This window comes from Parazoarcus communis (assembly GCF_003111665.1).
Classification (GTDB): domain Bacteria; phylum Pseudomonadota; class Gammaproteobacteria; order Burkholderiales; family Rhodocyclaceae; genus Parazoarcus; species Parazoarcus communis_B.
Genome location: NZ_CP022188.1, coordinates 435,092 through 450,410 on the forward strand (window position 1 = coordinate 435,092; position 15,319 = coordinate 450,410).

Below are 15,319 nucleotides of genomic sequence, written 5' to 3' on the forward strand. Positions count from 1 at the left end.
TCTCCATCGGGACGGGGCCGTCATTGCGCCGGCGCTTCAGCCGCCTTGTTGAACATGAACTGACCGATCAGCTTCTCGAGCACGACTGCAGACTGCGTAATCTGGATGACGTCGCCCCCCTTGAGCACGTCGACCTCCGCCCCCGGTTCAAGTCCGATGTACTGCTCGCCGAGCAGACCGGACGTCAGGATGGTGGCAATGGTATCGCGGGGGAATTCATAACGACTATCCAGTTCGAGCTTGACCACCGCGCGATAGCGCTGCGAATCGAAGCGGATGTCCGCAACGCGCCCGACCAACACCCCCGCACTCTTGACCGGCGCCCGCACCTTGAGCCCGCCGATGTTGTCGAAGGGCGCCTCAACCGCATAGAGCGTCGCGCCACTCAGGCCGGTGAAGTTGCCGACCTTCATTGCCAGAAAAATCAGTGCCGCACAACCCAGCACCACAAACACACCCACCCACAGGTCGAGCGTCGTTCTGCTCATCATTGACCCCGGAACATGAAAGAAGTCAGTACAAAATCCAGCGCCAGAATTGCCAGCGCCGAGCTCACCACCGTGCGGGTAATCGCCCGCGAAACACCTTCGGCCGTCGGATTGCAGTCATAGCCTTCGAACACCGCAATCAACGATACCGCCACACCGAAAACAAAGGATTTCAGCACCCCGTTCAGGATGTCGTAGCGAAAATCCACAGCCGCCTGCATCTGTGACCAGAACGCGCCATCGTCGACGCCGATGAACACCACCCCGATCAGCCAGCCACCAAACACGCCCATGGCAGAAAACATCGCTGCCAGCAAAGGCATCGAAATCACCCCACCCCAGAAGCGCGGCGCAACAACACGCGCAATCGGGTTCACGGCCATCATGTCCATGGCCTTCAACTGCTCGGTCGCCTTCATCAAACCGATCTCGGCCGTAATCGCAGAGCCGGCACGACTGGCAAACAGCAAGCCGGCAACCACCGGGCCCAGTTCGCGCGTCAGCGAAAGCGCCACCAGCACGCCGAGCGCATCGCTCGACCCGTAGCGCTGCAGTGTTTCATAGCCCTGCAGTCCGAGCACCAGTCCGACAAAAAGCCCGGACACCAGAATGATCAGCAGAGACAGCACGCCACTGAAGTAGATCTCACGGATGGTGAGATGCACGCGCCGGATCGACTGTCCCGAGTACAGCAGCATCATGACGAAGAAGCGTGCCACGAAACCGAAGCGCCACACTGCGTCCACCGTCATTGCACCGACGCGCCGCACAAAATCAATGACCGGATTCATCGCACACCCCGATCGAGCAAACTGGACATCGGCGCCGCCGGATAATGGAAAGGCACCGGTCCGTCCGCTTCAGCGTTGACAAACTGATGCACGAAAGGATGCCCGGATGCACGAATTTCGTCCGGCGTGCCCTGGGCCACGATCCGCCCCTCGGAAACGAAGTACACGTAATCGACGATTTCCAGCGACTCATGCACATCATGGGTCACCATGACCGTACTCGCGCCCAGCGCATCGTTGAGCCGGCGAATGAGTTGCCCGACGATACCAAGCGAAATCGGATCGAGTCCGGCAAAGGGTTCGTCGTAGAGCACCAGCATGGGATCAAGCGCCACTGCCCGGGCCAGCGCCACCCGCCGCGCCATCCCGCCCGACAGCTCGGAAGGCATCAGCGCAGCTGCCCCGCGCAAACCCACCGCCTGCAGCTTCATCAGCACGAGGTCATTGATCAGGCCCGGGGGCAACTCGGTGTGCTCGCGCAAGGGGAAAGCCACATTGTCGAACACACTCATATCGGTAAACAGGGCGCCAAACTGGAACAGCATGCCCATGCGCCTGCGCAAGGCGTAGAGGGCAGCGTTGCCGAGCTCGCCAACGTTCTGAGCCTCCACCTCTACGCGACCGCCCGTCGCGCGAATCTGGCCACCGATCAGACGCAGCAGCGTGGTCTTTCCACAACCGCTGCCGCCCATGATTGCCACGACCTGGCCACGATGCACATCCAGGTCGATACCGCGCAAGACTTCTCGCTCGCCATAGGCAAAACGAACGTCGCGCAGGCTGACGAGAGGCGCTTGCGTAGAAGAGGGAGTCACCGGGGGGAAATCTTAGGGTAGTAAAGGCCGGCAGTTTAGCAGAGGAGCGGCGCGCCTCAGGGCAAATCTGTTGCAATGCGACAACGTTCGAAGCGCCCCCACTCCCGACAAGGCCACCCGGAACACGGGTCAGGCAGCCACCCCAGCCACTCCCCCGCCGCCTCCAGCGCGACCTGCCATCTTGACGCGGTGACACGAGAATGTATTATGCTAAAAGCATTCAATTATTCGATATGAATATTTACAAACTCATCCCTGCCATCGTTTGCGCTTCAGTACTGGGCTGCACTCAGACGCTTCCGCGTGCACCGGCGGACACTCATCTGCGCTCCGACACGCCGGACATGAAAACCGAGGCGCTACCGACAGCGCCGGAACCCGCAGCATCCGCGGCAGAAGCCGTCCCGCCCCTCCCAGCCCCCACCTATTCGATTTCGGTCAACCGGGTTTCAGTCGTCGAACTCCTCAACGCGATCGCACGCGACGCCCGACTCGACATCGACATCCATCCGGGCATTACCGGTGTTGTGACGCTCAATGCCTTCAATCAGCCCCTGAGACAACTGCTTACGCGAATCTCGCGCCAGGCCGACATCCGGTTCGAACTCGCAGGCAGCTATCTCGCGGTAATGCCAGACACCCCCTACCTGCGCACCTACCAGGTGGATTACGTCAACCTGAGCCGAAGCATGAGCGGCTCGGTCGCCACCAGCACCCAGATTGCAACCAGTTCGAGCGCGCTTGACGGCAAGCGCAGTGCCGGCGGCAACACCTCTCTCACGCAAATTGAAACCCTGTCGGCAAACCGCTTCTGGGAGTCACTCGAAACCAACATCCGAACCATCCTCCGGGAGCACACCCGGTTCATCCTGCGTCGCCGCTGCGAGGACCGCCGACAGGATTCGTCTGACCGTGACGGAGGCCAGTCTGCCCCCTGCGCCGAACCCGAGCAGGCCGAGTTCGTGATGGTCAATCGTGAAACCGGGGTGTTGATGGTCCGCGCCAACAGCACCCAGCACGAACGCATTGTCGAGTTCCTCGAGCGGGTTCAGACCGCCGCGCGACGTCAGGTCATCATCGAGGCCACCATCGTCGAGGTCGCACTCAGCGACGGATACAAGCAGGGCATCGACTGGACGCGCCTCGGCACCCGCAGCGGCAACATCCAACCGCGCGGCTCTGGCGCCGACAGCAGCACACTGTCGCCAACACTCTCCTACCTGTCGGACAAGCTCGACATCAGGCTCGAACTGCTCGAATCCTTCGGCACCGTGAAGGTGCTTTCAAGCCCCCGCCTTTCGGTGCTGAACAATCAGACCGCGATGCTCAAGGTCGTCGAAGAGGTGGTCTATTTTCTGGTGGACGCCTCGACCACTGCCTACGGCGACAGCGACCGCGAGAAGATCACCGCGACCACGACACCGCAATCGGTGTCGGTCGGCATGGTGATGGCCCTGACGCCACAGATCAGTGCGAACGGCGAGATCATCCTCAACGTACGCCCGACGATTTCCAGCATTTCCGGCTTCCGCGACGACCCGAACCCTTCGCTCGGAAGCATTCCCAACCGCGTGCCGCAGATCCGCACACGTGAAATCGAATCCGTCCTGCGCCTGTCCAGCGGCGAGATCGCCGTACTCGGCGGCCTGATGGAGGACAAGCTCGATTACGATACCGGTCGCATTCCGCTTCTCGGGGCAATCCCCGTCCTCGGTGAATTCTTCACCCGGCGCGAGAATTCCGCACAACGCACCGAACTGGTCATTTTCCTGCGTCCGCTACTGATTGAGCGCCCCACAATCGATGCCGGCTACGCCGGATATCGCGAATCCCTGCCCACTCCGGATTTCTTTCGCACGCCGCCCGAGCAAGCGCACATCCTGGGTTCGCTGTCCTCGGGCAATGCTTCCGGGCCGGGCGCCGCGCAGCGATGAATACGATCACCCCGCTGCTGGCCGCCGACAACCGTGATCCGAAAACGATCGGGCAGCAGTTGCTCGATGCCGGCCTGATCACCGAAGACCAGCTTCGTATCGGTCTCATTGAACAGGCGAGCAGCAAGCAACAACTGGGACGAGCCCTCATCGAACTCGGCTTTCTCACCGAAGGCACGCTACGAGACACTCTGAGCGCCCGCCTCGGGCAACAAAGCGTTGAGCTCGCCAGCGTCGTCATCGATCCGGCCACCCTTGCCCTCGTCCCCGAGCAAATCGCCCGCCAGCACCGTCTGCTGCCCTTGCACTTCGACGCCGACCTCAAGCGGCTCACCCTTGCCAGCCCCGGTGGTCACGACATCATTGCGCTCGATGCGCTTCGCAGTGTGTGCGAGCCGGGCATCGACATCGCGCTGCGCCTTGCGGCCGAATCCGAACTGCGCCAGGCGCTTGACCGCCATTACGGCTACCAGCTCTCGATCGACGGCATCCTGCACGAGATCGAATCCGGCACAGCCCCCCAGCCGCAAGACCAAGGTCCGGGACACCCCCGACAACCTGTCATCCGGCTCATCGATGCGCTGTTGGTCGACGCGGTAAAACATGAAGCTTCCGATATCCACTTCGAGCCCGAATCCGGTTTCCTGCGCATTCGTTACCGCATCGATGGCCTGCTGCAGCAGATCCGGGTGCTGCACCACAGTTACTGGCCGGCCATGGTGGTCAGGCTGAAAGTGATGGCAGGCCTCAATATTGCCGAGACACGCAGCCCCCAGGATGGCCGCATCTCGCTCACCCTCAACGGCCGTCCAATCGACTTCCGGGTCTCCGCTCAGCCGACCCTGCATGGCGAGAACATCGTCCTGCGCATCCTCGACCGGCAGAAAGGGATCGTCCCCCTCGCGCACCTGGGGCTCGCCGCCGAGCAGCAGGATCGCATTTCACGGATGATCGCTCACCCCGAAGGCCTGATCCTGGTCACGGGCCCGACCGGAAGCGGCAAGACCACCACGCTCTACTCCATTCTCAACCAGCTCAACGACGAAACCCGCAACATCATGACGCTGGAGGACCCGGTGGAGTATCCGATGCCGATGGTCCGCCAGACCACGATCTCCGACGGCGCGAGGATCGACTTCCCCAGCGGCATCCGCGCCATGCTCAGACAGGACCCGGACGTGATCTTGGTCGGCGAGATCCGCGACACGGATACCGCGGAGATGGCGCTGCGGGCAGCCATGACCGGTCACCAGGTGTATTCAACCCTGCACACCAACTCCGCGCTCGGCGCCATTCCCCGGCTGCTGGACATCGGCCTTCGCCCCGACCTGCTCGCTGGCAACCTCGTCGGCGTGATCGCCCAGCGCCTGCTCAGACGCCTGTGCCCGGCATGCCGTCAGCCCGACCGCCCCTCTGTCGCCGAACAGCAAGTGCTCGGCATCCTGCCGGAGCACGCCGCGACGACGAGGATTCATCGTCCCCGGGGGTGCCCCGAGTGTGCTCACCGCGGCTATCGCGGGCGGCTTGCCATCGTCGAATGTCTGCTGATGGATGAAGAGCTCGACGACCTCGTCAGTCGCCGGGCGGGACGGCGTGAGCTCGCCGCCGCCGCAGCGCGCAAGGGTTTTGTCGACCTGGCCCGGGACGGCGCGCGTCGCGTGCTCGACGGCAGCACCAGCATTGAAGAGCTGTCCCGCGTCATTCGTCTCCACCACCACGACCAGCCCCCGTCATGACGCTCCATACCTATCGGGCAATCGACAACGGTGGCCGCAGCGTGCGCGGCACCACAGACGCCGCGGACATCGAGGATCTCGAATCGCGCCTGCAGCGCCGCGGACTGACACTCGTCCACGGCGAACCGGCCAACCCGCACACCGGACGCCGCGTCTGGAGCCGACGCATCCCGCGCCGCGAACTCATCCATTTCTGCTTTCATCTGGAACAGCTGCTTGCTGCCGGCGTCCCCATCATCGAAAGCCTCACCGACCTTCGCGAAGCCACCGCGCACATGCAGATGCAGCAGGTCGTGAGCACACTGGTGGAGGACATCGAGGGCGGACTCCCGCTGTCGGAAGCCGCGGCCCGCCATCCGGGTGCATTCGACGCGGTGTTCTGCAGCCTGCTCCGGGTCGGCGAGCAGACCGGCACGCTCGCCCCTGTGCTCCGCCAACTCGCAGATGCCTTGCACCGTGAAGACGAACTCGCCGCCCACGCGCGCAAACTCGCCATCTATCCGATCATCGTCGGCTCGGTCTTGTGCGCGGCAATCGCGGTCGCGCTCCTGTTTGTCGTTCCCGAGCTCGGCCGCCTGTTCCGCAGCACAGGGCAGGCCCTGCCACTGCAAACCCGCATCCTGATCGAGCTGTCGAGCGGCCTCGCACACCATGGATGGCTGATCCCGGTGGTGCTCGCCCCCGCCCTGGGCGCGACGCGCTTTGCCATCCGCAACAACCCGGCGCTCCAGCTTGATTTCGACCGTTTGCGCCTGCGCCTGCCGCTGCTCGGTGCGCTGCAGTACAAGATTGCGCTGGCACGCGTCGCCAGCCTCCTGTCCATGCTCTACGCATCCGGAATCACGCTGCTCGATGCCCTGAGCACGGCAGAGCACGCCAGTGGCAATCTAGCGATCCGCGACAGTCTGCGCACGGCTAGCCTGCGCATCACCGAAGGTCACGACATCGCGTCTGCTTTCGAGCTCACCGGACTCTTCCCACAACTGGTGACCCGCATGCTGAGAATCGGAGAGCAGACAGGCAGCCTCGACACCGCCCTCGGCAATGTCGTTCATTTCTACGAGCGAGATACCAAAGAATCCATCGAGCGGCTTCAGGCGAGTGCCGAGCCAATGCTCACCCTGATCCTGGGGGCCTTGATGCTGTGGATCGTGTTTGCCGTGCTTGGTCCGGTGTACGACATTCTCACCCGGCTACCCGTCTGACCGGAGCGCAATCAATGAAACCCGACAGACTGCTCGTAATCGACGCCGACGGACTCGAAGCATGGCGCCACGAACGTGGTCGCCTCGAACCCTGCGCGCATTTCAGGGCGGGTGGAGACGAAGGTGTTGCCGCGTTCCGAAAATGGCTGGGGGCGCAGGCACATCGGTGCCGATTTGCCATCCTCGTCGATCTTGCCGAAGAGCGGTGCGCGCTGGAGCATCTTCCCCGCGCAAACCGCAACGATCGCAAGGCAATGATCCTGCGCAAGATGCGCCAGCACTTCCCGGGCACGGACTTCACGACCAGCGAGCACCAGGGGCGACATGAAGGCAACCCGGCGCTCGATACATTCCTGTTCTGTGCACTGACGCGTCCAGCGCTGTTCGAGCCATGGTTCAAGGTACTCGAGCAAGCCTCGGCCATCGTGACCCGCCTCGATACCCCGCCTCGTCTGCTCGAGCACTGGCAGCGCAGGAGCCCCCTCGGCAAGGACACCTGCCTGCTACTCAGCCTCACGGCTGCCGGCATGCGTCAGACCCTTTTTCGAAACGGCAAAGTGAGCTTCACCCGCATTGCGCCCCCACGGGCAGGTTCGCTTGCGGAATGCCTGCCCTTCTACGCCAGCGAACTGTCCCAGACCCGGGCCTATCTCGCAGCTCAGCGCCTGATCGCCGACAACGCAGCGCTGAAAACCCTGTTTCTTGCCCATCCTGCGGATCGCGACACCCTGGGCAGCATCAGCGCGCAGGACAAGGGCATCGACCTTCAGTTCACCGATCTCCCTGCACAAGCGCGACCACGGCAGCCCGACGGAGCAACATCCGACTCCGATTCGCGCCCTTTCCTGCTGCAAAGACTCATCGACAAACCCCCTTCGGTTCAGTATCCCGCCACAACACTGAAGAGCGAATACACCGCGGCACGACTTCGGCGCGGACTGTTCCGGACCGCAGGCAGCGCGGCCCTCATCATGCTCCTCGCCGCCGCAGCCATGCTGCTCGACGCCCGCAGCCTCGCGCGGCAGAGCGCCATGCTCGAAACCGAACGACTCGCAGTACAGCAGCAGATCGACGACGTGAACAGGCAGCGTCCTGCGCTGCCCGCGCCAGTGGCCGTCACGCTCGACTGGCTCGACGAACTTGAACACACCCGAAGCAGTTCAGTACCAGACGAATACGTGATGCATCAGGTCAGCACGATGCTCGACGCCACCCCGGCACTTCAGCTTGAGCGTCTGAGCTGGCATGCCGCCGATGCCGCACAGACCAGGAGCAGCACAACGACCGGGACGATGGGGATCGCCGTCGAAATCGACGCGAATCTTGCCCCCGAAACCACGTTTGCGGAAGACAGCCCGGTGGAGCAAAGCCTGCGCCTGATCGATGACTGGCAGCGCAGCTTTCATCTCGAGATACAGGCCAAACACCTCCCGAACATCGTTTCCACGGCTGACGAGCACGCGCGCGCCGCCCCCAGGCCGTCCCGCCTGAACCTGAGCTTCACGCTGCCGTTGGCACAAGCGGCGCAAGGCGGTCAGTGATGGGCAGGCGCATTCCGTTACCTCTGCGCAAGGCTCTGGCGATCGCGATCGTTCTGCTCGCACTGTCAGGAACTGGGCTTGGGCTGTCCATCTACGCCAGGCATGACCAGACTCAGATGCTCGCACTTGCACAACGGGCACTGACGCAGGCCCGATCGCAACTGCAACAGGCAAGGGACGACACCGTGCGCAGCCAGCTCGCCCGGTCTCGCCTTGCCGCACTCGAGCTCATAGACGCCGATACCGTCCCGGGCCGCCGGCACGATGCACTGCGCAGGCTTCAGTCTGACCCTCACCTGTTCTCGGTCGAACTCAGGACAAGGCCACGCGTGCCAGACAAGCCAGACACCTCCGGACTGCCGACGCGCTCGATCCTGCATCTGAGCCTGCGTGCCGGCGTGCTGCATGAAGAAGCCCTGAGCGTCGCACTGCAATCCCTTGCCGCCACACCCGGAGTCAGTGTCATCCCGCGCGGATGCCAAATCATCCGCGCGCACGCGACTCACGACGACGGCCCTGTCGTCACACCACTGCATGCACGCTGCGAGCTCGACTGGATCACCCTGCACCCGGCCGCAGGTGCATCGTCATGAGAGCCCGGCGCATCCTCGTCCTGCTACTGTGCGCCGCCCTCGCGATCAGCGGGCTGGCGCGCGCAGAACGCCCTGGACGCCTGTTCTTCACACCCGATGAACGGCGGGCGCTCGAACAGGCCCAGCTTCAGCCCGCCCCCAGCGCCACTCCCAAACAGGCAGGCATCCGCTTCGACGGCATGCTCTGGCGCGAGCGGCAGCTGGTGAAGTTATGGGTCGATCAGGACACACAGCAGCCGGATCCGCCCTACCACCCCGAGCTCGAGACCGCACAGCTCCGTATCGACGCACGCACAGGGCAGGAGGTTCGGCTGAGCGCCGGACAGCACTGGTCTCCAGCCAACACCACGCGGCAGCAGGGAACAATCCCGCTTCAACGCGGGGACGATGGCCGAGTGAAATGAAAAGGGTGCAACAGGGATCCATTCTGATCGCAGTACTGCTGATCCTCGTGATCGGCGGCACCGGCGTGATGCTGAGCGCCGGCAGACTCTCGGCACGGATCCAGTTGCAGGCACAGGCCAGGAGTACGGTTGCGCTCGCGCAGGCAAGAGATGCGCTGCTCGGCTACGCCATCAGTTATGCCGAACAACATCCCGGCCAAGGCTACGGATATCTGCCCTGCCCCGACGCAGCCAATACCGGCTCGGCCCGGATAGGGGCATGCAATGTCCGCGACCACGGGGCCATCGGCCGTTTTCCCTATCGCACCCTTGGGCTGTCCGATCTGCGCGACGGATGGGGTGATTGCCTGTGGTACGCGGTGGCGGGCAGCGTCAAGAACAACCCCAAGCCGCTCGCACTCAACTGGGACAGTCCCGGGCAGTTCGATCTTACCGACAGTACAGGGCGACCACTCGCAGCTCAGGGCGGGCGGCCCCTGCGTGCAGTCGCGGTGCTGCTTGCCCCCGGCCTGGCCAACGCATCGCAAACAAGACCTCCTGCATCAGGGCGGCTCTGCCCGGGCAGCAACGATGCAGTTGCCGACCTTCCCGCCTACCTCGATCAGCCCTACCCCGCAGACTTTTCATCCGCGCTTGCCATCGTGCAAGGGAATCCCACCGACACGGTCAACAACGACCTTATCGCCTGGATCACCACCGACGACATCTTCGACGGCCTGCGCCGGCGGCACGACTTCCCCCTCCTCATCGACGCCATGATCAGTCGCGCGACCACTGCACTCGACACCGCGCTGAACCAGACCGGCTTCCTTTCCGCTCACGCAACCCAGGTCAGCCCCGAACGCTTTCAGGGGGCGATCCCGGATGCCAGCACACTCGGCATCGCTCCGCAGTACGCGGACCTGCACGACAACTGGCGCGACCAGCTGCATTTCGTGGTCTGTGCCAACGGCAGTCCCTGCCTGCAGGCATTCCTGACCGACACCGCCCATTCGCCTCCGCTTGCCGCCGTCGAATCATGTCGCGCACTTGTCCTGTTCGGTGGCGAACGCATTCGCAGCGGCGCTGCCGCGCAGTCACGCGAAAGCCCGGCCGAGCGCGCCGACCCTGTGCAGTTCTTCGAGGGGCTCACTGCCGCGAGCCTGGTGGCAGGCAGTGGAGATTTCAGTGGTTCAACCGCCTTCACCGTTTCGACACCCTCAAACCCGGCGAGCGTAGACGTGATCAAATGCATTCACTAGCCCGCCCGCTCATCCGCGTCCGCCCGCATTCAGCCGCCGGCTTCACCCTCGTCGAGATGGCGGTGGTGCTGGTGATCCTTGCCTTGCTGAGCAGCACCCTGATGGCACCGATCAGCGGCCAGATCGAGGTACGTGCCAGACAGGAAACGGCATCCAGGCTTCACGACATCGAACAGGCCCTGATCGGCTTCGCCATCATTCACGGCCGCCTGCCCTGCCCAAGCACCGAACCCGACCCTGCGAGCCCCGCCTACGGGCTGGAGCAAAACCCGCCCTGCAACCACGGCAGTCCGGGCTACCTGCCCTGGCGCACCCTGGGAACCGAGCCGACCGACGCCTGGGGCAACCCGCGCACATCCGCAGCTACCAGCTGGCACGGTCACTGGCGATACCGCGCAGATACCGGCCTTACCGACGCAGCCATCACCGCCAACTCGACGACTCAAAGCAATCTGCAGATTCGCGACCACGCCGGCACGCCGATCACCACGACCAGCGCCTCACGCGCGGCTGCAATCGTCTTCTCCACCGGCCCGAACGGCATCGGCGACGGCCTCAACGCCAGTCATTCGGCAGGGGCTCCCGTTTTTGAAACCGGTGAAGCCACCAGCAGCTTCGATGATCAGCTGCACTGGATTGGCCACCCACTGCTGATCGCCAGGCTGGCTCAGGCGGGACGACTGTGATCGCATCCGGCGCCCTGCTCCGCGTGATTCATTCTCACCACGAAGCAAAAAGGAGTCGCAACATGAAAGCAAGGCAATCCGGTTTCACTCTGGTCGAAATCGCCATCGTGCTGGTCATCATCGGCCTGCTAATGGGTGGGGTTCTGAAAGGGCAGGAGCTGATCAACAGTGCCAAGGTCAAGAACCTCGCCCAGGATTTCCGCATCATCCCGCTGTACATCTATGGATACCAGGACAAGTTCCGCGCGCTCCCAGGTGACGACTTGCGCGCCGACACGCATGTGTGTCCGGCAGGCAACACGACCTGCACCACGCTCGGCGACGGCAACGGCCGGATTGATGGCGACTGGGACGCCGCAACGGCCACCCCGCAACCCGAATCCGTGCTGTTCTGGCAGCATCTGCGCCTGGCCAACCTTGCCGGCGGGCCCACACAGACGACCGATCCCAACTTTCTCCCGCTGAACGCCGACGGCGGTCGCATCGGGGTGCAGGCAGGCGGAACCGGGGCGCCGCTTGGCGTCCGCGGCAGCCATGCCATGTGCTCGGGCGGGATTCTCGGAAAATACGTCGTCCAGCTAGATACCGCTCTCGACGATGGCGACCCGACGACAGGTTCGATGCGAGCCGGAACAGGAAGCGGCGCCACCCTCACCCCGATCAGCACCACAAACCCGCTCGACGAGGCAGTGGCCTACGCGGTCTGCCTGGGGTTCTGAGGGCCGCTCAGGCGCCTTTTAGCAATCGCTGCTCGGCCAACTCCAACCCCGCAGGAAGGCCGAGCAGCACGACCACGTCCCCCTCCAGAATGCGTGTTTCCGGGCCCGGCGACAAGCCGCGAATCCCGCGCCGGCGAACTGCGGACACCGAGACCGAGATCTCATCCAGGTGCAATTCGACAATGGTTTTCCCCACGGATGCAGCGCCCGGCGGCACCGACACCGAATGCAGACGGAACAGACTGGAATCCGGCTCGCCGACATCCGTTGCGCCATGAAAAAAGCCGCGCATCAAACCATAGCGCTGGTTCCGGATATCGCGAATCCGCCTCACCACGCGATTCAAGGGCACCCCGACCAGCGCGAGCGCATGTGATGCCAGCATGATGCTGCCCTCGAAAGCCTCCGGCACGACCTCGGCCGCACCGCCCAGTGAAAGCTTGTCCATATTCGATTCGTCGGTGGCCCGCACCACAACCGGCAGATCCGGCCGTAACGCATGGGCGTGATGCATCACCCGCAGTGCGGCCTCGACCTCGCTGAAGGAAATCACCAGCGCGCTGGCGCGCATGATGCCGGCTGCCATCAGAGTCTCGCGCCGCGCGGCGTCGCCATACACCACGGTATCTCCGGCAGCGCCGGCTTCGCGCACGCGGTCGGGGTCGAGGTCGAGCGCCACGTAGCTGACGTTCTCCTGCTCCATGAAGCGGGCCATATACTGACCGCTGCGCCCATAGCCACAAACGATGATGTGCTTGTCGTTATTCAGTGACTGCGCTGCGACCCGGGTCAGCTCCATTGAGCGCATCAGCCACTCTGACGCCACGAAGCGCAGCACCAGTTTGTCGCTGATCTGAACGATCAGCGGAGCGGCAAGCATCGACAGCACCAGTGCCGCCACTGTCGTCTGCAGCAGGCCGGCCGGCATCAGATTTTCTCCGGCGATTTCGGACAACAGCACAAACCCGAACTCTCCCCCCGCACACAGCCACAGCCCCGAGCGCATCGCAGTGCCCGGCGGCGAACCCAGCGCCTTCGACGCCGTGAAGACGATGCCGAACTTGAATACCAGCAGCGCAAGCACCAGACCAATTACCGCAGGCAGGTTGTGCAGGATCGCAACGACATCCAGGAACATCCCCACCGTGACGAAGAACAGTCCGAGCAGCACATCGCGAAACGGCTTGATGTCCTCTTCCACCTGGTAACGGTACTCGGTCTCCGAAATAAGCATCCCGGCGAGGAACGCCCCCAGCGCGAGCGACAGGCCGACCAGCTCCGAAAGCCATGCCAGCCCGAGCGTAATCAGCAGCACATTGAGCATGAACAGCTCGCCCGACCTGCGCTTGGCCACCACGGTGAACCACCAGTGCATCAGTCGCTGGCCGAACACAAGCACCAGTGCGAGCAAAACGACGGCCTTGACCGCCGCCAGCCCGAGCGTGAACGCAAGCTCCTCGGGCGGTCGCGACAAAGCGGGCAGGAGGATCAGCAGCGGCACCACCGCGATATCCTGAAACAGCAGCACACCGATCGTTTCGCGTCCGTGCCGACTGTCGAGCTCGAGCCGGTCGGTGAGCAGCTTGGACAGGATGGCGGTAGACGACATCGCCAGCGTGCCGCCAAGGGCAAAACTGGCAGTCCATCCGAAACCGAAGAGCCGTCCGAGCAGCATGGTCAGCAGCATGCAGGCCACCACCTGCAGGGCCCCCAGTCCGAACACGATGCGCTTCATCGCAAACAGGCGCGGCAGGGAGAACTCGAGGCCAATCGAGAACATCAGGAACACCACCCCGAACTCTGCGAGGTGGCTTGCGCCCTCCGACGATGGCACCAAACCCAGCGCGTGCGGTCCCACCACTGCGCCGACAAGCAGATAGCCGAGCACCGGCGGCAGATTGAGGCTGCGGAATAGCGCCACCATCACCACCGAAGCGGCAAGCAGCAGCAAGACGAGTTCCAGGGTGTTCAGCATTGGAGCCTGTGGAGTTGAACGCCCGCCCCCGGCGAGGGGCCCGGCTGTTATACAATCGCGGCCAGTCATGCCTGCAGGTTAAGCTCTCCGTCAGGCTCCGCTTTTCTTTCAGTTTAACCGCTTCATCCTATTGTGAAACCAATCGTCCCCGACTCTTCATTGCTAGAAAGTGCTACCCGTGTCGGCCGCCGGGTACTTGAGATCGAGGCTGCTGCGGTCGCTGCGCTGGCCGGGCGCCTGGGCACCGAGTTTGAACAGGCCGTTGCGCTCATCCTGCAGAGCCCGGGCCGTGTCATTGTCACGGGCATCGGCAAGTCCGGGCATATTGCACGCAAGCTTGCTGCAACGCTCGCGAGCACCGGTACCCCGGCGTACTTCGTGCACGCTGCCGAAGCGGCACACGGCGATCTCGGCATGATCACCGAAGATGACGTCGTGATCGCACTATCGAACTCCGGCGCAAGCGACGAATTGATGATGATCGTGCCGCAGGTCAAGCGTCGCGGTACCAGACTGATTGCCATGACAGGCAAACCCAACTCGCCGCTGGCCCGCGAAGCCGACGTGCACCTTGATGCTGCGGTCAGCGAAGAAGCCTGCTCGCTCAATCTCGCGCCGACCGCCAGCACCACTGCCGCCCTCGCACTGTGCGACGCCCTGGCGGTCGCCCTGCTTGACGCGCGCGGCTTCGGAGAGGAGGACTTTGCCCGCTCCCACCCCGGCGGCAGCCTGGGGCGCCGCCTGCTGACCCATGTCCGCGACGTGATGCGTGCAGCCAACCGCGTGCCGGTCGTTGCGGAAGCGGCACCACTGAACGAAGCACTGCTGGCAATGACCCGCGGCGGCATGGGCATGACCGCGATCGCGTCGTCGGACTCGAAGATCGCGGGCATTTTCACCGACGGCGATTTGCGTCGTGCGCTTGAGCGTGGCATCGATTTTCGCACCAGCGTGCTGGCCGACGTGATCACCCGTAACCCGCATTCGATCGGACCCGACGCACTGGCGGCGGAGGCCGCCGAGATGATGGAGCGCCTGCGCATCAGCCAGTTGCTGGTCATCGATGACAACGGCGCGCTTGCCGGTGCGCTCACCACGCACGACCTGATGCAGGCCAAGGTCATCTGATGCAGGCCAAGGTCATCTGATGCAGGGACAGTCTGTGCGAATGCAGTACATTTCCGGCCGCCC

Annotated in this window: 14 protein-coding genes; 10 read left to right on the top strand and 4 right to left on the bottom strand. The window is 63.6% G+C overall.

The genetic code is table 11. From position 1 onward, the window contains the following. Positions 1-20 precede the first annotated feature (20 nt). The 3 genes from mlaD to CEW87_RS02020 are packed head-to-tail and all read right to left on the bottom strand — an operon-like array spanning position 21 to position 2,094. The gene (mlaD, locus tag CEW87_RS02010) at positions 21-488 is read right to left on the bottom strand and encodes an outer membrane lipid asymmetry maintenance protein MlaD (protein ID WP_108976866.1); all 468 of its coding nucleotides are present in this window, start codon (positions 486-488) and stop codon (positions 21-23) included. Then, positions 488-1,279 (bottom strand): lipid asymmetry maintenance ABC transporter permease subunit MlaE, encoded by a 792-nt coding sequence (gene mlaE / locus CEW87_RS02015; RefSeq protein ID WP_108949362.1) that lies wholly within the window; start codon positions 1,277-1,279, stop codon positions 488-490. The genes mlaD and mlaE overlap by 1 nt, the downstream gene beginning before the upstream one ends. Further along, a complete protein-coding gene (locus CEW87_RS02020; protein ID WP_108971234.1) occupies positions 1,276-2,094 on the bottom strand; it encodes an ABC transporter ATP-binding protein in 819 nt (272 codons plus the stop codon). Before CEW87_RS02020 ends, mlaE begins: the two co-directional genes overlap by 4 nt. Before the next feature lie 344 nt (positions 2,095-2,438). On the opposite strand from CEW87_RS02020, the gene CEW87_RS02025 reads away from it, so the two are divergent. The 9 genes from CEW87_RS02025 (at position 2,439) to CEW87_RS02065 (ending at position 12,153) form a co-directional block, all read left to right on the top strand. Next, positions 2,439-4,028 (top strand): pilus (MSHA type) biogenesis protein MshL, encoded by a 1,590-nt coding sequence (locus CEW87_RS02025; RefSeq protein WP_234421636.1) that lies wholly within the window; start codon positions 2,439-2,441, stop codon positions 4,026-4,028. Further along, positions 4,025-5,764, top strand: coding sequence for a GspE/PulE family protein (locus tag CEW87_RS02030; protein WP_108971236.1), 1,740 nt, complete (start codon positions 4,025-4,027; stop codon positions 5,762-5,764). The genes CEW87_RS02025 and CEW87_RS02030 overlap by 4 nt, the downstream gene beginning before the upstream one ends. Further along, a complete protein-coding gene (locus CEW87_RS02035) occupies positions 5,761-6,969 on the top strand; it encodes a type II secretion system F family protein (protein WP_108971237.1) in 1,209 nt (402 codons plus the stop codon). Before CEW87_RS02030 ends, CEW87_RS02035 begins: the two co-directional genes overlap by 4 nt. Before the next feature lie 14 nt (positions 6,970-6,983). Continuing rightward, complete coding sequence (locus tag CEW87_RS02040) at positions 6,984-8,510, top strand: hypothetical protein (RefSeq protein ID WP_108971238.1); 1,527 nt, start codon at positions 6,984-6,986, stop codon at positions 8,508-8,510. Continuing rightward, complete coding sequence (locus CEW87_RS02045; RefSeq protein WP_108971239.1) at positions 8,510-9,103, top strand: hypothetical protein; 594 nt, start codon at positions 8,510-8,512, stop codon at positions 9,101-9,103. The genes CEW87_RS02040 and CEW87_RS02045 overlap by 1 nt, the downstream gene beginning before the upstream one ends. Next, entirely contained in the window at positions 9,100-9,507 is a 408-nt protein-coding gene (locus tag CEW87_RS02050; RefSeq protein WP_108971240.1) for a hypothetical protein, read from the top strand. Before CEW87_RS02045 ends, CEW87_RS02050 begins: the two co-directional genes overlap by 4 nt. After that, positions 9,504-10,748 carry a hypothetical protein gene (locus CEW87_RS02055; protein ID WP_108971241.1) on the top strand — a complete coding sequence of 415 codons (1,245 nt, stop codon included), beginning with the start codon at positions 9,504-9,506 and terminating at the stop codon, positions 10,746-10,748. The genes CEW87_RS02050 and CEW87_RS02055 overlap by 4 nt, the downstream gene beginning before the upstream one ends. Further along, on the top strand, positions 10,736-11,434 hold the full coding sequence (locus CEW87_RS02060; protein WP_108971242.1) for a type II secretion system protein: 699 nt from the start codon (positions 10,736-10,738) through the stop codon (positions 11,432-11,434). Before CEW87_RS02055 ends, CEW87_RS02060 begins: the two co-directional genes overlap by 13 nt. Before the next feature lie 62 nt (positions 11,435-11,496). Beyond that, on the top strand, positions 11,497-12,153 hold the full coding sequence (locus tag CEW87_RS02065; RefSeq protein ID WP_108971243.1) for a type II secretion system protein: 657 nt from the start codon (positions 11,497-11,499) through the stop codon (positions 12,151-12,153). 7 nt (positions 12,154-12,160) lie between these two features. Here CEW87_RS02065 and CEW87_RS02070 read toward each other — a convergent pair whose 3' ends face one another. After that, a complete protein-coding gene (locus CEW87_RS02070; RefSeq protein ID WP_108971244.1) occupies positions 12,161-14,128 on the bottom strand; it encodes a monovalent cation:proton antiporter family protein in 1,968 nt (655 codons plus the stop codon). A gap of 159 nt (positions 14,129-14,287) precedes the next feature. On the opposite strand from CEW87_RS02070, the gene CEW87_RS02075 reads away from it, so the two are divergent. Further along, positions 14,288-15,256: a KpsF/GutQ family sugar-phosphate isomerase gene (locus CEW87_RS02075; RefSeq protein ID WP_234421637.1), complete on the top strand. Its 969-nt coding sequence runs from the start codon at positions 14,288-14,290 to the stop codon at positions 15,254-15,256. Positions 15,257-15,319 lie beyond the last annotated feature (63 nt).

What these genes read in the sequence shown, in the direction of transcription:
- mlaD (WP_108976866.1), bottom strand. Translation starts at nt 488, where the DNA reads ATGAGCAGAACGACGCTCGACCTGTGGGTGGGTGTGTTTGTGGTGCTG.
- mlaE (WP_108949362.1), bottom strand. Translation starts at nt 1,279, where the DNA reads ATGAATCCGGTCATTGATTTTGTGCGGCGCGTCGGTGCAATGACGGTG.
- CEW87_RS02025 (WP_234421636.1), top strand. Translation starts at nt 2,439, where the DNA reads ATGAAAACCGAGGCGCTACCGACAGCGCCGGAACCCGCAGCATCCGCG.
- CEW87_RS02030 (WP_108971236.1), top strand. Translation starts at nt 4,025, where the DNA reads ATGAATACGATCACCCCGCTGCTGGCCGCCGACAACCGTGATCCGAAA.
- CEW87_RS02035 (WP_108971237.1), top strand. Translation starts at nt 5,761, where the DNA reads ATGACGCTCCATACCTATCGGGCAATCGACAACGGTGGCCGCAGCGTG.
- CEW87_RS02040 (WP_108971238.1), top strand. Translation starts at nt 6,984, where the DNA reads ATGAAACCCGACAGACTGCTCGTAATCGACGCCGACGGACTCGAAGCA.
- CEW87_RS02045 (WP_108971239.1), top strand. Translation starts at nt 8,510, where the DNA reads ATGGGCAGGCGCATTCCGTTACCTCTGCGCAAGGCTCTGGCGATCGCG.
- CEW87_RS02050 (WP_108971240.1), top strand. Translation starts at nt 9,100, where the DNA reads ATGAGAGCCCGGCGCATCCTCGTCCTGCTACTGTGCGCCGCCCTCGCG.
- CEW87_RS02055 (WP_108971241.1), top strand. Translation starts at nt 9,504, where the DNA reads ATGAAAAGGGTGCAACAGGGATCCATTCTGATCGCAGTACTGCTGATC.
- CEW87_RS02060 (WP_108971242.1), top strand. Translation starts at nt 10,736, where the DNA reads ATGCATTCACTAGCCCGCCCGCTCATCCGCGTCCGCCCGCATTCAGCC.
- CEW87_RS02065 (WP_108971243.1), top strand. Translation starts at nt 11,497, where the DNA reads ATGAAAGCAAGGCAATCCGGTTTCACTCTGGTCGAAATCGCCATCGTG.
- CEW87_RS02070 (WP_108971244.1), bottom strand. Translation starts at nt 14,128, where the DNA reads ATGCTGAACACCCTGGAACTCGTCTTGCTGCTGCTTGCCGCTTCGGTG.